At 46.9% G+C, this 19,774-nt stretch carries 13 protein-coding genes and 1 pseudogene; 5 read left to right on the forward strand and 9 right to left on the reverse strand.

All coding sequences use genetic code 11. From position 1 onward, the window contains the following. The 3 genes and pseudogenes from D7V92_RS04840 (at position 1) to cysK (ending at position 5,698) form a co-directional block, all read left to right on the forward strand. The gene (locus D7V92_RS04840) at positions 1–3,204 is read left to right on the forward strand and encodes an efflux RND transporter permease subunit (RefSeq protein WP_121772402.1); all 3,204 of its coding nucleotides are present in this window, start codon (positions 1–3) and stop codon (positions 3,202–3,204) included. Between the two features lie 28 nt (positions 3,205–3,232). Beyond that, positions 3,233–4,581: pseudogene (locus D7V92_RS04845) on the forward strand (efflux transporter outer membrane subunit). A gap of 169 nt (positions 4,582–4,750) precedes the next feature. Continuing rightward, on the forward strand, positions 4,751–5,698 hold the full coding sequence (cysK, locus tag D7V92_RS04850; RefSeq protein ID WP_005862606.1) for a cysteine synthase A: 948 nt from the start codon (positions 4,751–4,753) through the stop codon (positions 5,696–5,698). A gap of 130 nt (positions 5,699–5,828) precedes the next feature. On the opposite strand, the gene hisB is transcribed toward cysK, so the two are convergent. From hisB to D7V92_RS04895, 9 genes are all read right to left on the reverse strand, one after another. Next, the gene (gene hisB, locus D7V92_RS04855) at positions 5,829–6,965 is read right to left on the reverse strand and encodes a bifunctional histidinol-phosphatase/imidazoleglycerol-phosphate dehydratase HisB (RefSeq protein WP_121772403.1); all 1,137 of its coding nucleotides are present in this window, start codon (positions 6,963–6,965) and stop codon (positions 5,829–5,831) included. Next, positions 6,962–7,999, reverse strand: a complete 1,038-nt coding sequence (hisC, locus tag D7V92_RS04860; RefSeq protein ID WP_022192692.1) for a histidinol-phosphate transaminase — start codon at positions 7,997–7,999, stop codon at positions 6,962–6,964. Before hisC ends, hisB begins: the two co-directional genes overlap by 4 nt. Next, positions 7,996–9,276: a histidinol dehydrogenase gene (hisD, locus tag D7V92_RS04865; protein ID WP_121772404.1), complete on the reverse strand. Its 1,281-nt coding sequence runs from the start codon at positions 9,274–9,276 to the stop codon at positions 7,996–7,998. The genes hisC and hisD overlap by 4 nt, the downstream gene beginning before the upstream one ends. A 1-nt stretch (position 9,277) precedes the next feature. Continuing rightward, complete coding sequence (gene hisG, locus D7V92_RS04870; protein ID WP_005857196.1) at positions 9,278–10,129, reverse strand: ATP phosphoribosyltransferase; 852 nt, start codon at positions 10,127–10,129, stop codon at positions 9,278–9,280. Between the two features lie 270 nt (positions 10,130–10,399). Next, complete coding sequence (locus D7V92_RS04875; protein ID WP_121772405.1) at positions 10,400–10,714, reverse strand: type II toxin-antitoxin system RelE/ParE family toxin; 315 nt, start codon at positions 10,712–10,714, stop codon at positions 10,400–10,402. Then, positions 10,704–10,970: a hypothetical protein gene (locus tag D7V92_RS04880; RefSeq protein WP_036615828.1), complete on the reverse strand. Its 267-nt coding sequence runs from the start codon at positions 10,968–10,970 to the stop codon at positions 10,704–10,706. The genes D7V92_RS04875 and D7V92_RS04880 overlap by 11 nt, the downstream gene beginning before the upstream one ends. A 54-nt stretch (positions 10,971–11,024) precedes the next feature. Further along, complete coding sequence (locus D7V92_RS04885) at positions 11,025–13,553, reverse strand: M1 family aminopeptidase (protein ID WP_121772406.1); 2,529 nt, start codon at positions 13,551–13,553, stop codon at positions 11,025–11,027. A gap of 9 nt (positions 13,554–13,562) precedes the next feature. Beyond that, complete coding sequence (locus tag D7V92_RS04890) at positions 13,563–14,018, reverse strand: DUF4268 domain-containing protein (protein ID WP_005857205.1); 456 nt, start codon at positions 14,016–14,018, stop codon at positions 13,563–13,565. After that, the gene (locus D7V92_RS04895) at positions 14,018–16,867 is read right to left on the reverse strand and encodes a pitrilysin family protein (RefSeq protein WP_121772407.1); all 2,850 of its coding nucleotides are present in this window, start codon (positions 16,865–16,867) and stop codon (positions 14,018–14,020) included. The genes D7V92_RS04890 and D7V92_RS04895 overlap by 1 nt, the downstream gene beginning before the upstream one ends. A 142-nt stretch (positions 16,868–17,009) precedes the next feature. Between D7V92_RS04895 and D7V92_RS04900 the strand changes: the two genes are divergently transcribed. Together D7V92_RS04900 and D7V92_RS04905 are read left to right on the forward strand one after the other, a co-directional pair. Then, a complete protein-coding gene (locus D7V92_RS04900) occupies positions 17,010–18,179 on the forward strand; it encodes a mechanosensitive ion channel family protein (RefSeq protein WP_008772244.1) in 1,170 nt (389 codons plus the stop codon). Positions 18,180–18,248: 69 nt separating this feature from the next. Then, entirely contained in the window at positions 18,249–19,538 is a 1,290-nt protein-coding gene (locus tag D7V92_RS04905; protein ID WP_121772408.1) for a mechanosensitive ion channel family protein, read from the forward strand. Positions 19,539–19,774: the final 236 nt, after the last annotated feature.

Consider the following 19,774-nt stretch of genomic DNA (forward strand, 5'->3'; position numbering starts at 1 on the left):
ATGAAAGTTAGCACATTTATAGAACGCCCCGTACTGTCCGCCGTGATTTCCATCACGATTATGGTTGCGGGTATCATCGGGCTTTTCACCTTGCCCGTAGAACAATATCCGGATATCGCCCCTCCTACCGTTATGGTCAGTACGACTTACTTCGGGGCGAATGCCGAGACCATGCAGAAGAGTGTCGTAGCTCCTTTGGAAGAGGCGATCAACGGCGTGGAAGATATGACATACATGACCTCCACGGCTACCAACTCCGGTACCGCCACGATCACGATCTATTTCCAGCAAGGAACCGATCCGGACATGGCTGCCGTAAACGTACAGAACCGTGTATCGAAAGCGACCGGACAATTGCCGGCCGAGGTTACCCAAGTAGGTGTCACGACTTCCAAGCGCCAGACCAGTATGTTACAGATCTTCTCGCTCTATAGCCCGGACGGTTCTTATGACGAGAACTTCCTCAGTAATTACATCAGCATCAACCTAAAACCAGAGATACTCCGTATCTCCGGAGTCGGCGAGTTGATGGTTATGGGTGGCGATTACAGTATGCGTATCTGGATGAAGCCCGACATTATGGCCCAATACAAATTGATCCCCTCGGACGTGACCTCCGTGTTGGCCGAGCAAAATATTGAGTCCGCCACGGGTTCTTTAGGCGAGAACTCGGACGAGACGTATCAGTACACCATGAAATATAGCGGTCGCCTACTTACTCCGGAGGAATTCGGCGAGATCGTGATCCGCTCCACCGAGGATGGAGAGGTATTGAAGCTAAAAGAGATAGCGGACATTGAGTTAGGAAAGGAGAGTTATGCCTATATCGGGCAAACAAACGGTAAGCCGGGTATCTCCTGTATGGTTTTCCAGACAGCCGGATCGAATGCCACGGAGGTGAATAATAAGATCGACGATTTTCTTGAGGAAGCCTCGAAAGACTTCCCGAAAGGTATCGAGGTCGTAAAATTGATGAGTACGAATGATTTCTTGTACGCCTCGATCCATGAGGTTGTAAAAACCTTGATAGAGGCCATTATCCTCGTTATCCTTGTGGTATATGTCTTCTTGCAGGATATCCGTTCCACACTGGTTCCGTTGGTAGCGATCGTAGTTTCCTTGATCGGTACGTTCGCCTTTATGACGGTCGCCGGATTTAGTATTAACTTGATCACTTTATTCGCTTTGGTATTGGTGATCGGTACGGTGGTGGACGATGCGATCGTTGTCGTCGAGGCAGTCCAAGCTCGGTTCGACGTTGGATATAAGTCCTCTTATATGGCTAGTATGGACGCGATGAAAGGATTGACATCCGCCATCGTCTCTACTTCATTGGTATTTATGGGCGTGTTTATCCCGGTATCGTTTATGAGCGGTACGTCCGGTACGTTTTATACGCAGTTCGGCTTGACGATGGCAGCGGCCGTAGGTATCTCTACCATTAACGCATTAACGTTAAGCCCGGCGCTTTGCGCTATCTTATTGAAGCCTTACATCAACGAGGACGGCACCCAAAAGAATAACTTCGCCGCCCGCTTCCGTAAGGCGTTCAACGCCGCGTTCGATTCGATGATCGCGAAATATAAGCATGGGGTATTGTTCTTTATCAAACGGAGATGGCTGGCTTGGTCGCTGTTGGCATGCTCCATCGTATTACTTATCGTCTTGATGAACACGACAAAATCCAGCTTGGTGCCCGATGAGGATCAAGGTACGGTCTTTGTCAACGTAAGTACGGCCTCCGGAAGCTCCTTGGCTACGACTAACAAGATCATGACGAATATCGAGCAACGGATCAACCAGATTCCACAGCTTCAATCTTATTCCAAGGTTTCCGGTTATGGTTTGCTGGCCGGACAAGGTAGCTCTTTCGGTATGTTCATCTTGAAACTAAAACATTGGGATGAGCGCCCGGACAAGGAAGATAACGTACAAGCCGTGATCGGACAGGTATATGGCCGTACGGCAGATATCAAGGACGCTACGATTTTCGCCATCGCCCCGGCCATGATCCCCGGATATGGTATGGGTAACGCATTGGAAATGCATACGCAAGACAAGGCCGGTGGAGACTTAACGACCTTCTTTAACACGACCCAGCAATATCTCGCCGCCTTGCGTGAACGGCCCGAGATCGCTACGGCTTACTCTACCTTCGATATCAAGTACCCGCAATGGCGCGTGGATGTGGACGCAGCGAAATGCAAACGGGCCGGAATCACTCCGGATGCTGTTCTATCAACCCTTTCCGGTTATTACGGAGGGCAATATGTGTCGAATATCAACCGTTTCTCGAAGGTGTATAAGGTGATGATACAGTCCGATCCTAAATATCGTCTGGATGAGGCCTCCTTGAATAATACGTTCGTACGCATGTCGAACGGCGAGATGGCACCGCTTAGTCAGTTTATCACCTTGACCAAGGTATACGGTGCCGAATCTCTAGCCCGTTTCAACATGTATAATTCGATCGCCGTCAATGCCGTACCGGCCAATGGATATAGCTCCGGGGATGCTATCAAGGCGGTAAAAGAGACAGCGGCCACTTCGCTCCCGAAAGGGTATGGCTACGACTTCGGTAGTATCACCCGTGAGGAGAACCAGCAGAGTAATACGACCATTATCATCTTCGGTATCTGTATCTTGATGATTTATTTGATCCTAAGTGCCTTGTACGAGAGTTTCCTTGTTCCTTTCGCCGTGATTCTTTCCGTACCGATGGGTTTGATGGGTAGTTTCTTGTTCGCTAAGTTCATGGGATTGGAGAATAACATTTATCTGCAAACCGGTTTGATCATGTTGATCGGATTGTTGGCGAAGACCGCCATCTTATTGACAGAGTACGCTACCCAACGCCGCCTGTCCGGTATGAGCCTGACTTCAGCCGCTCTTAGCGCGGCAAAGGTTCGTCTGCGCCCGATCTTGATGACCGCTCTTACGATGATATTCGGTTTGCTGCCATTGATCGTTTCCAACGGCGTAGGCGCTAATGGAAACCGCTCGTTGGGAACCGGTGCCGTTGGCGGTATGTTGATCGGTACATTGGCTTTGTTATTTATCGTGCCTTGCTTATTCATCACGTTCCAATACCTGCAAGAGAAACTACGCCCGATCCAATTCGAGCGTTCCCTTGATTGGCAGGTGCAAGAAGAGGTAAAAGAGGCCGCCGAAGAAAGAAAAGAATATTTAGATAGCAAGAAATAATCTATCCAGTTGTATATATATAATGTATATGAAGAATAACATCATACTCTTTGCCGTAGCGACGCTAGCGTTGAATAGCTGCGGCATTTACAAGAAATACGAGCCTGTCGCCACCCTCCCGGAGAATCTATATCGGGAGGAGATAGCCCCGGCAGATACCTTCTCCATCGGGAATATCAGTTGGCGGGACCTATTCACCGATCCGGCCTTGCAATCCTTGATCGAACGAGGATTAGCCAATAATACAGATCTGCGGATCGCCCATCTAAAGGTACAAGAAGCCGAGGCGGCGTTAATGACCTCCCGTCGCTCTCCCTAGATCCACAGGGCACGACAAGTAGCTTTGATAAGGCGAAAGCGTCGTGGACATACAACGTCCCGGTATCGGCCAGTTGGGAGATCGATATCTTCGGCCGGCTGACAAACGCCAAACGACAAGCGAAAGCCGCCTTGTCGCAAAGCCAAGCGTATAGCCAAGCCGTACAAACACAACTGATCGCCAATATCGCCAACCTGTATTACACCTTATTGATGCTGGACCGGCAATACGAGATCACGACAGAAACCGCCGTGAAATGGCTAGAAAGCCTTCGTACCACCCAAGCATTAATGGCAGCCGGCATGACTACCGAGGCGGCCGTATCGCAAACCGAGGCTACTTGCTACTCCATCGAGACCTCTGTTAAAGATCTGGGACAGACCATCCGGGAGACCGAGAATACGCTTGCCGTCTTATTGGGAGAGACACCTCAGGATATTGAGCGAGGAAGGTTGGAAGACCAATCCTTAACCCCGGATCTGGCTATCGGTATCCCGGTACAGATGCTCTCGAACCGTCCGGATGTACGTAGCGCCGAGTACGCATTGGCGCAAGCGTTCTACGGGACAGCCTCCGCACGCTCCAATTTTTATCCCTCGCTACGTCTTAGCGGCAGCGCGGGGTGGACAAACAGCGCAGGTAGTTACATCGTAAATCCGGGTAAACTATTACTATCGGCGGTCGGCTCCCTCACGCAACCGCTATTTAACAAAGGAGCGAATATCGCCCAATTGAAAATAGCGAAAGCGCAGCAAGAAGAGGCCAAGCTCACTTTCCAACAAACCGTGCTCAACGCCGGAAAAGAGGTGAACGACGCACTTACCCAAGCCCAGACCGCAAAGGGAAAGATCGACTTGCGTACACACCAAATCGAATCGCTTGAAGATGCCGTCCGTAGCACCCAATTGCTGATGACGCATGGAAACACCACTTATCTGGAAGTGCTCACGGCACAGCAAACCCTGCTCAGCGCCCAGCTCTCCCAAGTAACGGATCGTTTTGACGAGCTTCAAGCCACCGTAAACCTCTACCAAGCCTTAGGAGGAGGCAGACATTAAAGATAGTCCTTTCAGACTTGTATATAATTATGATTGTAACCTCCTTTTGTGCGTGACGCATAGAAGGAGGTAAAAAAATACCCGGTTTATGGTATATGCCGTAAACAATCCATCCACTATCTTTGTCATATAAATAAAAGAATCCAGAAACAACAAAATTCATTTGTATATGGCAAGAATAGCAAGACAACTGACCGACCTTGTCGGCAACACTCCCCTGTTGGAGTTCTCTAATTTCAACGCGAGCAAGGGCCTTAAAGCCCAAGTAATCGGCAAGCTGGAATATTTCAACCCGGCTGGTAGCGTAAAAGACCGCATCGCCTTGGCGATGATCGAGGACGCCGAGGCTAAAGGCTTGTTGAAACCCGGCGCTACCATTATCGAACCGACCAGCGGTAATACCGGAGTCGGACTTGCTTTTGTCTCCGCCTCGAAAGGCTACAAATTAATCCTGACCATGCCGGATACCATGAGTGCCGAGCGTCGTAATTTATTGAAAGCGTTAGGTGCCCGACTCGTCCTCACCCCCGGGGCGGAAGGCATGAAAGGAGCCATCGCCAAAGCGGAGGAACTGCGTGACGCGACTCCCGGTTCCATCATCCTACAACAATTCGAGAATCCCGCTAACCCGGCCGTACATATCCGTACGACCGCCGAAGAGATCTGGCGTGATACGGATGGTAAAGTCGATCTGTTTGTAGCCGGCGTAGGAACCGGAGGCACGGTCAGCGGTGTCGGTGCCGGATTGAAAGCTCACAACCCGAACGTACAAATCGTAGCGGTAGAGCCTAGCGATTCACCGGTACTTTCCGGAGGCAAGCCCGGCCCGCACAAGATACAGGGCATCGGAGCCGGCTTTATCCCCAAGACCTACAACGGGGAGGTAGTTGACAAGATCCTGCAAGTAACGAACGATGACGCTATCCGTACCAGCCGGGAACTGGCCGGGAAGGAAGGGTTGCTGGTAGGAATATCTTCCGGCGCCGCTGTATACGCCGCCGTGGAACTAGCTAAACTTCCGGAGAATGAGGGAAAAACGATCGTGGCGTTGCTTCCGGACACAGGAGAAAGGTATCTCTCCACGGTTCTATATGCTTTCGAGGAATATCCTCTATAGGCTTTTATCGGTTTATCTGATGTCATAGAATCTGAGTCGAAAACACTATAGTGTTTGTGGATAAACACAATAGTATTCAGACTAAAACACTACTGTATTCGTGCACAAATACAGTAGTGTTTTTTACAGATTACAAGAGCCCTTTCGTACTCGGTAGCTCAAACCGATAAATATCTCGTCGGATCGCCATCTTGATCGAGCGGGCCAAAGCCTTGAAGATACCTTCTATCTTATGATGCTCGTTCGTACCCTCGGCACGGATATTCAAATTCATGCGGGCAGCGTCGCTCAAGCTCTTGAAGAAATGGAGGAACATCTCCGTAGGCATATCCCCTACTTTCTCACGGTGGAACTCAGCGTCCCAAACCAACCAAGGACGGCCACCGAAATCCAGCGCCACGCTACACAAGCAATCGTCCATCGGAAGGCAATACCCATAACGCTCGATCCCTCGCTTATCACCCAGCGCTTTCAGCATGGCCTCGCCAAGGGCGATCGCCGTGTCCTCTATCGTATGATGCTCGTCGACTTCCAGGTCGCCTTTTACCCGTACCGTCAGGTCCGTACCAGAATGCTTACCGATCTGGTCTAACATATGATCGAAGAAACCAAGCCCGGTAGAGATCGATGTCTTTCCGGTTCCATCCAGATTCCAGTCCACATAAATATCCGTCTCCTTCGTGGCACGCCGTACGACCGCACGACGCTCACCAGCAAACAGATACTCGGTGATTTTATCCCAATCATCCGTGATATAGGCGGGAGACAATGAGGTAGCGTAAGCCGCCAACTCACTCTCTGCTCCCTCCTCCGGGCGCAACCAGATACCTTTAGCGCCCAGATTATGGGCCAACTCCATATCCGTAAGGCGGTCCCCGATCACGAAACTATTCTCCAGATCGTATTCACCTGTCATATATTTCGTAAGCATTCCTGTACGAGGCTTACGATTCGGGGAATTATCCTCGGGAAAGGAAGGATCGATCAATATATCATCAAACACGATCCCCTCGCCTTCCAGCGTTTTTAGCATCAAGTTATGGGCAGGCCAGAAAGTCTCCTCCGGGAAAGAGGGCGTACCCAGCCCGTCTTGGTTGGAGACCATCACGAACTCGAAATCCAACCGCTCGCGAATAAAATAGAGGTTACGCATCACCTTCGGGACAAACTCCAGTTTATCCAAGCTATCCAATTGATAATCTACGGGCGGCTCTTTTACAAGCGTGCCGTCTCGATCGATAAACAACGCTCTTTTCCTCGTGCTCATAATTTCATGTTTTTCATCGCGTTCAATAAGCTATCATTCTCTTTTGGCGTACCGATCGTAATACGAAGGCAACCCCGGCATTTCTGCACGTTGCTACGGTTACGCACTACGATCCCTTTCTTCACGAGCCCATTATACATGGCATCCGCCTTGGCGACATTCACCAACAAGAAATTAGCGTCCGAAGGATATACTTGATAGGAGAAAGGAGGCTCGGACAGGATCTTCTCCAACCGGTTACGCTCCGTGAGGATCTCGTTCACTTGGTGCTTCATGGTCGCCTCGTCGTTCAAGAGCTCCAAAGCTTTCTCCTGTGTAAGCTGGTTGACGTTATACGGATATTTGATCTTATTCAAGACACCGATAATCTCCGGAGAGGCAAATGCCATACCCAAACGAATACCCGCCGCTCCCCACGCTTTCGACAAGGTTTGAAGAACGATCAGGTTTGGGAATCCCGATAATTCCTTTAAGAAAGAGGGATAAGCGGAGAAGTCGATATAAGCCTCATCAATCACCACGATTCCTTCATAATTCTTCAATATCTTATAGATCGAGCCACGATCCAGGCTATTGCCACTGGGGTTATTCGGGGAACATAGGAAGATCACTTTAGTCCACTCGTCCGCCGATTCCAACACTCGGTCAGCGTCCAAGTCGAAATTCTCGTCCAAAGAGACCTTGCGACATTCCACGTTATTTACATTCGCTGCCACCTCATACATACCATACGACGGCGAGATCGTCACCACACTATCCAACCCCGGCTCGCAAAAGGCACGGATCACCAGATCGATGGCCTCGTCACTACCATTGCCCAAAAAGATCGAGTTACGATCCACGCCTTTCAGCACGGCCAGACGATCCTTCAATTTCCACTGCAAGGGATCGGGATAACGGTTATACGGCACATTCCACGGATTCTCATTCGCGTCCAGAAAAACGGAGGCATCCCCATGAAACTCATCACGTGCGGATGAATACGGTTTCAAATTCCAGACATTCGGTCTTACTAAATCTTTCAGGTCTTTCATATCGTGTTCAATCTAATTGTTACTGCGTTGCGGTGAGCATCCAGATGCTCGTTGGCCGCCATGGTTTGGATCGTGCTACCCAAGGCACGGATACCATCGGAAGAGATCTCTTGGAAAGTGATCTTCTTGATGAAACTATCCAAGTTTACGCCGCTATATGCCTTGGCATAACCGTTGGTCGGCAAGGTATGATTCGTGCCGGAAGCATAATCACCAGCGCTTTCCGGAGTATATGGACCCATAAAGACACTGCCGGCGTTCTCGATTCGCTCCGCGATAGCGGTGTAATCCGCTGTTTGGATAATCAAGTGCTCGGGAGCGTATTGATTCGTGAAGTCCACGACTTCCCGCGAATCTTTCAATACGATGATACGGCTGTGCGCTAACGATTTCTCGGTAATCTCCTTTCGGGGCAAACGATCGAGTTGCTCTTGGATGGCACGGGCCACGGGTTCCACGATCGTTTCCGAAGCGGTTACGAGGATCGCTTGGCTATCCACCCCATGCTCGGCCTGCGAGAGGAAATCGGCGGCGATAAAATCGGGATTTGCTGTCTCGTCTGCGATCACCTCTACCTCGGATGGTCCGGCGGGCATATCGATAGCGACCTCTTTCAGGCTTACTAATTGCTTCGCCGCCGTCACGTATTGATTACCGGGGCCAAAGATCTTATACACCTTGGGGACCGATTCCGTCCCATAGGCCATCGCCGCTATCGCTTGGATTCCTCCAGCCTTGAATATCTTACTTACACCCGCGACCTCCGCGGCGAACAGGATAGCGGGATGTACTTTCCCTTCCCGGTTCGGTGGCGTACATAATACGATCTCCTTGCATCCGGCGATACGTGCGGGCACTGCCAACATCAATACCGTGGAAAACAAAGGCGCCGTTCCGCCCGGAATATATAAACCGACTTTCTCGATCGCTACCGCTTTCTGCCAACAAGTGACTCCCGGGGTAGTCTCCACTTTCTTTCCCTCGAAACGTTGTGAGGCGTGGAACTTCTCGATATTCGCCTTTGCCGTACGAATCGCCTGTTTCAAGTCCTCAGCGACCAAGGCATCCGCTTCCCGCATCTCCTCTTCCGAGACTTGAAGGGAAGAAAGGAGCACTTTATCAAACTTTTCCTCATACGCTTTTACGGCAGTGTCACCCTGCTCGCGTACCTCGTCCAATACCGTACGGACCGTATCGAACAAGGTGGTTACATCTAATGCGGGACGTTTGATTAGTGAGCTCCATTCCTCACGTCCGGGATATTTTATAATCTCCATATTATACAATCATTTTCTCGATCGGAAGCACTAAGATACCTTCAGCCCCCAATGATTTTAGTTTACCAATAATTTCCCAGAAATGCTTCTCGGCGATCACGGATTGAACAGAGACCCATTCATCGTTTGCCAAAGGCGTTATGGTCGGGCTCTTCATACCGGGAAGCACCTCGATAATCTCATCCAGCTTTTCTTTCGGAGCGTTCAGCAACACGTACTTCTTGCCCTCGGCGACTTGAATCGCCTCAAAGCGGAATAGAAGCTCATCCAAGATCTCCAGTTTCTCTTTGGATAGATTATTGTTAGCGATCAATAAAGCCTCACAAGGAAGGACTACCTCCACTTCTCTCAATTGATTGCTTACCAAAGTACTACCGGAGCTTACGATATCAAAGATAGCGTCCGCCAAACCAATGCCCGGGGCGATTTCCACAGAGCCGCTGATTACATGAATATCCGCCTTCACGCCTCTCTCCTCTAAGAAAGACCGTAGGATCACGGGATAGGAAGTAGCGATCGTTTTTCCCTCAAACCACTCAGCCCCCTTATATTCCTCATCTTTGGGGATCGCTAAGGATAGACGGCACTTGCTAAAGCCCAGACGCTTGATCAATTTCGCCTCTTGCCCTTTCTCCACGTACTCGTTCTCTCCGACAATACCAATATCCGCCACACCGTTAGCCACAGACTGAGGAATATCATCATCACGAAGGAATAATACCTCTACCGGAAAACCTTTTGCCGATAATAACAGAATGCGTTTACCCCTGTTTAGTTTAATACCCGCTTCTTCAAGCAACATCATGGTCTCGTCGTACAGACGGCCCTTCGATTGTACCGCAATTCTCAACATAACTATATCTTATTTTTATATTATAAATATCAACAAAAAAGGCTTACCGCAAAACGGCAAGCCTTTATCTTTTTATCATGAGTACATACATACCATTCAGCCCACCGAACTATCGCCCGCTGTAATGATGATGGTGATGTAATGTAGTCGTTATTTTCATTTCTTTTGTTATTTACGTCGCAAAGTTACAATAATAATTGAAAGAACAAATATTTCTGACAAAATATTATCACAATATCTATATTACTTCAATCCGTTCTTACGGAGCAACTATTCTATCTCTTTCAAGCTTATAGATTCACGTTCTGCTTTGTCGTAGATGTAGAGCAAGTTGATCTCTGTCTCATCGATGGCTACCACTACCGTAAAAGAGATAACCCTTGCCCCACCGCTTTTGCCTCGTCCTTTGGAAGAGATACGCATACGGATTTTACGAAGGCCGTTGCCGAGATCGGTCCCGATCTGGGGATTCGCATAGATCTCTTCCTGAAACTCTATCAAATCCGATTTCAATGAAGGATAACGTTTGCTCAAGCGTTTTACCTCTTTTTCAAACGACTTGTCAAATACTATGCTATAATTCATTGATAAGTTCTTCTAAGTGTTTCGCTCTTTTTCCACTACGCTTACGCTCTTGCATCTCTTTCAGCCCGGCATCAATCCCTGCCAAGATTTCTTCCTTGCTAATATATTCCGTTTCTTCCTCTTCGGCTTTTGTCCTAATTTTATTGTTCAGCTTTTTCAGATAGTTCTTCACACGGTTGAGCGTGTCTTTATCATCGATGCTTAACAATTCTTCGACCAAATCCATCTTTAGGCATTTTAGTTCCATTGCCGTCATACAAATACTCCTTTCTTATTAATTCGTTCTCAAGGACAAAGATAATGATTTACTTTAATACAAATGACTCGCTTGCTGCTTAATCTTATTGGAAAGCATCAAGGGGAAGTCCGGATGCGCGGTAAAAAACGCATCAACTTCTTCCCGAGCTTCCTTCGATGTATGGGCGGAAAGCAAGGAGCGAACCCAAGCGGTGGGGAAAAAGATATCGCCAGTCCGCTGTACTTCCGGCATCGCTTCCAAGGCCGGACGGATATAAGCGACCGACTCTTGTTCTCGTAGGCGATGGTTCAAATTAGCGAGAGCGGAAGAGGCCCATGGCTCCACCCTACGATTCCCGGCGATCAACAAGGAAGCGAAGACACTGTCACGTTCCGCCTTGCGGGGCGAGACGGATGGGGAGATAAATTGATACTCCTTCTTCCGGTCCGGATTCTGTATGCGGGACAATTGCGTGGCGATAATCTTATCCGCTTTTTCCGGCAAATGTATCGCCAACATATAGGATAAGCCAATATAATCACTCTCGCTCAACGTACAATCTTTCGGAGCTTTCCGTTCCTGCCATAACGTATACAGACGTTGTACCGCCTCCTCTGAATCCGCTATCGAACGATACAAACGAAACGCCTGCAAGCGATGTTGGGATACGGGATTCGTTGTCACGATCTTCCACAAGACCTGTTCCAACGGACGAGAATCCGACGGGAATATCCGCTGGCAATCTCCTAAATAGCTTAAAGCCATCGAGAACAATAAAGAATTAGACTCATTCGGTAAATACGCTAACATCTCTTCACGGAACCCTTGCGGAGAAATCGTTTTCCAACGAAGATTCTCATAAAGGGTAATCAGCAAAGATCCCTTCAACACCTCATCTTCCGATGAGCGAAGCACAGACCATAGACCGGAAGACTCCCCCTCTGTTATTTTAAAGAAGCCATAACCACGCCCATTTATATTCGGAAGAATGACACAATTTCCATTCGGAAGAAAACTTAATTTCATTCGGAAGGAATCAGAGTTTCCTTCGAGAGAAACCGGGATTTCTTCCGAATCCGTTCCACAGATCACCCGATAGGTTAATTCTTGCGGCCATTTTAAACCCCGGCCCAACGGATCACGCTGCTCTACGACCAACTCGCCGTCCTTAACCGAAGCCGTAATCTCCGGCATACCCTTCTGATTTACCCACACCTCACTCCAAGCGGCCAGATCCTCTTCCGTATATTTATTCAAGATACGGATCAAGCCCTCCCACGTAGCGTTCCCATACGCATAAGTAGTCAAGTACTCACGGATTCCCTGCTGGAAAGCCTCTTCTCCCAGAACACGTACCAACATTTCCATAACCACGGGAGATTTATCATAGATGATATTTCCATATACCAAACCGGCGTTCCGCAAATTATCCAAATCTTGCTTGATCGGATTCGCACCTGACGTACGGTCTTCCGAATAAGATGCGGGAATATAATCCCGAATAAAATTCAACCGGTGATTCACGTCCGGATATAAAGGTTCTACGATACGGGAAGCGAAATAATTAGCGAAAACCTCTTTTGTCCATACATCATCAAACCATTTCATCGTTACATAATCGCCAAACCACATATGAGAGGTTTCATGCGCGATCAAGGAACTCCGACTCAATCGCTCATTTAAGGTAGGATGCTCATCCAGAAACATCCGGCGATCCGTATATAAAGTAGCACCCGTATGTTCCATACCCCCATATTGGAAACCGGGTAAGATAATCACGTCATATTTAGCGAAAGGATAAGGAATACCAGTAAAGTCTTCCTGCCATTCCAACGCATCGAACACCTCGTCGGCGATGGCTGGGCATTGAGCGATCTTTTTCGGATCCGTCTCCCGATGATAAATAGAGATATCCCGTCCGTTCCGGGAATAAACCTCCCGAGTCAGTTCACCGGCCACGAATGAGAACAGGTAGGTACTAAGCGGTTCCGTCTCCTTGAAAGAAATACGATTCCGACCGGAGACGCTCGTACTATCCGTTTGTGTGATAGCGCCATTCGCCACGGCCTGCCAAGTGGAAGGAACTTCCAAGGTCAAGGTAAAAAACGACTTCATATCCGGCTGGTCAAAACAAGGGAATACCGTACGTGCCCGGTCCGGAACCAATAACGTATACAGGAACTCATCCCGTCGATTCAAGGATTGATCCGCCGGAGTAAAAGTGATCGCTACCCGGTTCTCTCCCACCGCTACCCAATCTGAGGCAATCACGATATGCTCATCTTTCACTTCATAGGGAATATCTCCTCCGTTCAAGGTTACGGAGGTCACTTGCTCCGGTTCTCCGCGGAAATCAATAATAAGCGGCTGTTTCTCGTCTAATCGCAAGGATAGCTCCACTTTTCCCCGGATCGCCTCGTCACGAGATTCCGGGATCGAGAAGAAAAGATTATAACGGACATTTGAGAAATGCTCCTTCCGGAATTGAGCTAGCTCAAGGCTCACACCGGGCCGGGACAAACCGGCCTCATCTTGTTTAACAGAGCTACAAGCAACCAGACCGGACAGTACGCAAGCTCCGATAAATACCTTTAGATTCATATCTCGTAATTATTCTCTTAAGTATTCTGCTATACCCATAAAATTTCGTTCCAACAAATACATCTGGCTAGCCATAAAAGTGAAAAAATCTCCCCAATGCGCTCTCCGATGCAAATCCAATCCTTCTTTTGCTACATAGATACGGGCCACTTGTCGGCCATTCTCACGGACAAAACAAATATCCCAGATCAAGCCTTCGGGAAAATCCTGTTCCAACGTCTCTTTATACCAAGTCAGGCGCTCAAACATTTCCAGACGTAAATCCTCGCTACGGTGGTTTACCTCAAGAATAACGTAAGCCCCTTGGCGGTTCGCGTCGAATTTCAACTCAACGCCCTTTACCTTCGTATCATATAATGTCCAAATTTTCTTACGCCCCCGCAAATAGGGTTGCACCTCACAAAAAGCGGCGAAGCTTTCCCAAAACTCCAATTTGAGATTCTTCAGTTCCTCCTTACTATACATTACCTATAAATGTCTTTCTTTGTTACCTTAACGATCTGTCCGAATTTAGAGAGTTTCTCCATATCCATACTCTTTGAATTACCGACTATCGCATATATCATTAAATGATCTTGTATATTCTCCCTATAAAAACGAAGGATATCCTCCATAGTCATCCGATCGATAACCTCCAGATAATCCTTGTTCGGATCGCTCTCGTACCCTTCACGCCGGAAACCGGCGATCTTCAAGGAAAGGGAGCGACTAGTAGGATATTCATTATTCACCCAATTACGAATCGTCTGCTTCACCGACTCCACCCGTTCCGGACGTTCCGGCATATCATGCACCAGATTCTCCAACACTTCCATCGCATCGATCATCTTATCCGTCTGTGTAGCCAATTTCATCACGAAACTAGCAGGCTTCTCCGATCGATTCAAAGGAGGATGTTTCAAACGGGCATTTACTTGATAAGCGAACGAACGAAACTCACGGATCTCCTGAAACATCAAGGATGACATATCCCCTCCGAAATAAGCGCTAAACAACCGGGAAATAGGACGATCTTCCTTAGCCTTCAACGGATCGATATACATATAGGCATAGATTATGCTTTGCGTGACATCCTCCATGTCCATGAAAAAGACAGTCGGCTTATCATACGTCATAAGATCACGGATATAGGGAGAGTTCGATGGAATACTTACCTCCTCCAAGGGTAAATGCTGCTTGATCTGCCGGGCGGCCTCCTCCGTAGACAATGTACCACAATAATGCAGGTTACAAGCGACCGAACGTACCTTACTGAAGGTGTCCAGCAACATCTTTCCTTTTAGTTTTTTGATTTCAGCGAACGATAATTTGGTCAAATAACGGGATTGCTCCCCAAATTTGACTTTCTCTAACAGCATATCGGCTACGTTCTCGCTGGAATTGAACAACGATTTCTCCGTTACCTTCGCCTCGTCCACAATCTGCCGTAACTTCTTGTCATCTGGCTTGGCGTGCCGCAAGAAATCGCCGACCAAAGCCATTGTTTGGGTAAAATGCCCATCAAAACCATTCACCACCACCAGAAACTCAGAATCCGTGGAATCAAAAGTCAATGTACTACCAAGTTCCTGCAATTTACCCCGAAAGACCTCAAAAGACATCGATTCCGTCGCTACGAAAGGTAGATAAGCGGACAATTTATCAAGATCACGAAGCTCCAACTGCCCCACTCCATAAGATAGTGTCAGCGAGAATATATCATTTACGGAATTATGAGTCTTATACAACGTGACAAGCGGACGCAAGGATACGACCTCGGCGTCTTTCTCAAAATCGAGAAAATGCGGTTTCAATTCTTGTACGGGTATCTTTTCCAGACGTTCCACATAAGCGGAGGAAGCATCGGAGTTCTTCGGTATAATCGGTGAATAATCCGGCTTGGGTAAGATCGTTTTTGGATAGCGTCCGGTCTTCTTCGTGACGTACATATAATTCTCCGTAAAATATTTCTTGGCGACCTCAATCACGTCTTCTCTCGACAAGGCATCGATACGGGTAACCTCATCCAAATAATCCTGCCAGCTTTTCCCTTGAGAGAAAATACGCATCATCACCTCGGCCCTTGAGTTTATGTCTTCCAATTTGGAGGCATATTCACGTTTCTGTTCCAATTTCAAGCTTTGGAACATCTCATCGCTAAAATCCCCCTCCTTAATACGGTTGATTTGTTTCCATACTAATTTCTCGGCTGCCGCATAGGTCTGGAAAAAGAACTTCGGAAATACCAACAAACCTAATATTCCAGCCTCATTCATACTTTGGTTAACCGCCATCGCACCCATCACCTTATGATCTACCGTCAGCTTATCCAAAAATCCCGTACCATTGGAGTTATTCAATAAAGATACGGCGATATTGAGCGCAACTTGATCCGGATGATTCGCAGGAACTCCCCGGAATCCCAATGCCATAATTTTCACGAAAGGCATAGGAATACGTACGCTCACTTTTTCCCGCCCCTCGAATGGTGGAAGCGCAACGATATCCCGGTGGGGCGGCTTCCCTTTTCGTATCCGTGAAAAAGTAGATTCCAAGATTGGCAAGACCTCCTCCGTATCGAAATCCCCGCTTAAGATCAATCCCATATTGGAAGCGACATAGTATTTCTCGAAGAACCGGCGCATCTCCGAAAGACGGGGATTCTTCAAGTTCTCCGCACTTCCGATAATCGGATACGCATACGGATGCGGATAGAAATAACGCTCTGTCAATTTCTCGATGGCGACGCTAGCCATCGTGTCCCCATACATGTTCTTTTCCTCATAGACCGTCTCCAGCTCACTCTGGAAAAGACGAAATACGGGATTTACCAAACGCTCACTATTGATCTCGGCCCATTGGGAGATATATTGCGGAGAGAATGTATTGAAATATAATGTATAGTCGTAAGAAGTCCCGGCATTCAACTTCGTACCACCGAAACGAGAGATCAACCGGTCGAACTCATTCGGTATTACATACTCAGCGGCACGTACGCTCAGGTCGTTAATGATTTGCTGCAAATGGGCACGCATATTAGGATCCTCGGTATCCGCCAAAGCGTCATATTTCTCGGCGATAATGTCCAGCAAGACTTTCTCGGACTCATAGTCGATCGTCCCGATCTTATCCGTTCCTTTAAACATCATATGCTCGAAATAATGCGCGATACCTGTGTTAGGGGAATCTTTAGCTCCGGCTTTTACAACTACGGCTCCGAATATCTTAGGTTGGCTATGGTCCTCATTCAACCATACCGTCAAATCATTACTTAATTTATGCTCTCGTACCTGTAGAAAATCTGAGGTTGACAACAGAGATCTCATGGAATCCATTTAAGTTTATATTATTTCACAAAGATACATTTTTCAATTGGATTAATACGCTTACATTTACAAGCAATCTTAACAAAAGGGCAAATTTAACGTAGGATTGAACCTATTTTTAAGAGTAGTGTTATATCAAAAAACGATTATTATGATAAATTTAGGTAGTTGGATGAACAAAGTCCTCACCGGATGGGGTGTAGACGAGAAAATAGCGAACACATTTGACGAGGCGATCATCGCCATCTTACTAGTGGCGGTCGCTATCGGATTGGATTATTTATGCCAAGCCATTTTTGTCGGAGGGGTACGTAGTATCGTTAAGCATACGCATTATAAATGGGATACGTTATTAATTAAACGTAAGGTCGTACATTATCTCGTACATACGATTCCCGGCATTTTAGTATATGCTTTGCTCCCGATGGCTTTTATCCGAGGAAAGGAATTATTATTCATTTCCCAGAAGATTTGCGCGGTCTATATCATATTTTCCCTGCTGTTAGCGCTCAACGGTCTTCTCTTAATGATGTTGGATTTGTTTAACCAACAGGAGAAAATGAAAAACAGGCCGATGAAAGGTTTTATACAAGTATTACAAGTGCTTGTTTTCTTCGTTGGCGGCATTGTCATTATAGCGATTCTCGTCAATAAATCCCCGGCTACCCTTTTCGCCGGATTAGGTGCGTCGGCAGCTATTCTTATGTTGGTATTTAAAGATAGCATATTAGGTTTCGTGGCGGGTATACAGCTTTCGGCGAATGATATGTTGCGCCCCGGCGACTGGATCACGATGCCTTCTGCCAACGCGAACGGTATTGTTCAAGAAATAACCCTAAACACCGTGAAAGTTCAGAACTTCGATAATACGATCTCGACAATCCCACCTTATAATCTAGTGAATAGTTCTTTCCAAAACTGGCGCGGGATGGTTGAGTCTGGAGGACGTAGGGTCATGAAGTCCATTTATCTCGATTTGAATACGATCAAGTTCTGTACACCGGAGATGCTAGATACCTTCCGCAAGGAAATTCCTTTATTAGCGGATTACCAACCGGATAAGGATGTAGTACCTACAAACTCCCAAGTATTCCGTGTATATGTAGAGCGTTATCTGACAAGTCTTCCTGTCGTAAATCAAGATTTGGATTTAATTATCAGTCAACTTCAATCCACGGAATATGGTGTTCCCATCCAGATTTATTTCTTCTCCCGAAATAAAGTATGGAAAGAATATGAACGGATCCAGTCGGATATATTCGATCATTTCTTCGCTATGATTCCTAAATTTGAATTGAAAGTATATCAATATTCAGACTAAAGTACGTGTTCGAATTATTTTTCCTATCTTCGTCTCCGGATTGTCTACTTAAAGTTTAAAATCGTATTTATGAGCAAGATACAAGAATGGGTATATAATTTATTAGTTCAAATTGGGTTGATAAGCGAAAATTCCAGTTACCTAGACAATATAGTGATCTTATTACTTATTATAGCCGTCACCGTTGGGATCGATTATAGTTGCCGGTATATTTTCCTAGGTATGTTCAAACGATTAGCGAGGAAGACGAAAAATCAACTGGACGATTTAATCGTGGATCGTAAGATCATCAATAAGATGATGCATATGATCCCGGCCATATTGATTTATATATTGTTACCATTCGCCTTCTCAGCCGAAGAGACACCGAAGATTTTAATATTGCTCCAAAAACTTTGTCAGATTTATATCATAGCGGTTTCTTTAAGGTTTATAAACGCTTCCTTAAATCTGATCCACGAGATCTATAATAAAAAAGATTCCTTTAAGAACAAGCCGTTAAAAGGCTTCATACAGATCTTGCAGGTTACGGTTTTCTTTATTGGAGTGATATTGATTATCAGTATTCTTATCAATAAATCCCCGGTTTCTTTACTGGCCGGATTGGGTGCGTCTGCCGCTATCTTGATGTTGGTCTTTAAGGATACGATCTTAGGTTTCGTTGCCGGCATCCAATTATCCGCCAATGATATGCTCCGGGCCGGGGACTGGATCACGATGAGTAAATATGGTGCGGACGGCACGGTTATCGAGGTGACATTGAACGCCGTGAAAGTAAGAAACTTTGACAATACCATTACGACCATCCCTCCTTACGCCTTAGTAAGCGACGCTTTCCAAAACTGGAGAGGTATGAGCGAATCCCCGGGTCGTCGTATCAAGCGCTCTATCAATATCGATATGAACAGCGTACATTTTTGTACCCCGGAAATGCTAGAGAAATTTCGTAAGATCTCTCTTATCACGGATTACATCGACGGAAAAGAACAGGAATTAGATGAATACAATGAAGAGCATCATATCGACAGTTCCATTTGGGTGAACGGACGTAGACAAACAAATCTGGGTGTCTTCCGTGCTTATCTCGTACGTTACCTAAGAAGTCTCCCGGAGGTAAGTAAGGAATTAGTCTGCATGGTAAGGCATCTACAACCGACTGATACAGGTATTCCCATCGAACTTTATTGCTTCTCATCCAATAAGGTATGGGTCGAATACGAAGGAATCCAAGCGGATATATTCGACCATGTACTTGCGGTAATACCGGAGTTCGGACTAAGCGTATTCCAAAATGTATCCGGGGCGGATTTGAGGAATATCATCATCAAACTTCCCGCCGGCTCACAACCCCCAGAGTAAATGAATTCATTTAAGTCTTACGGCTCACGCAAGACTTAAATGTCACAACCGTTTGATAAATCTGGCGGGATTCCCCCCTACAACGGTATTAGATAGGAACACACTAAGATGTCAAAAAAATATCTTAGGTGCATCGGCTGACGATCCTAAGATACTTCAGTAATGAACCTAAGATACTTTGCCTATGAAATCAGTATCGGCGTAGCCTTACGGCACTAGTAGTGTAGGGTTGTGCC

The organism is Parabacteroides sp. CH2-D42-20, assembly GCF_003670185.1.
Lineage (GTDB): Bacteria > Bacteroidota > Bacteroidia > Bacteroidales > Tannerellaceae > Parabacteroides > Parabacteroides distasonis.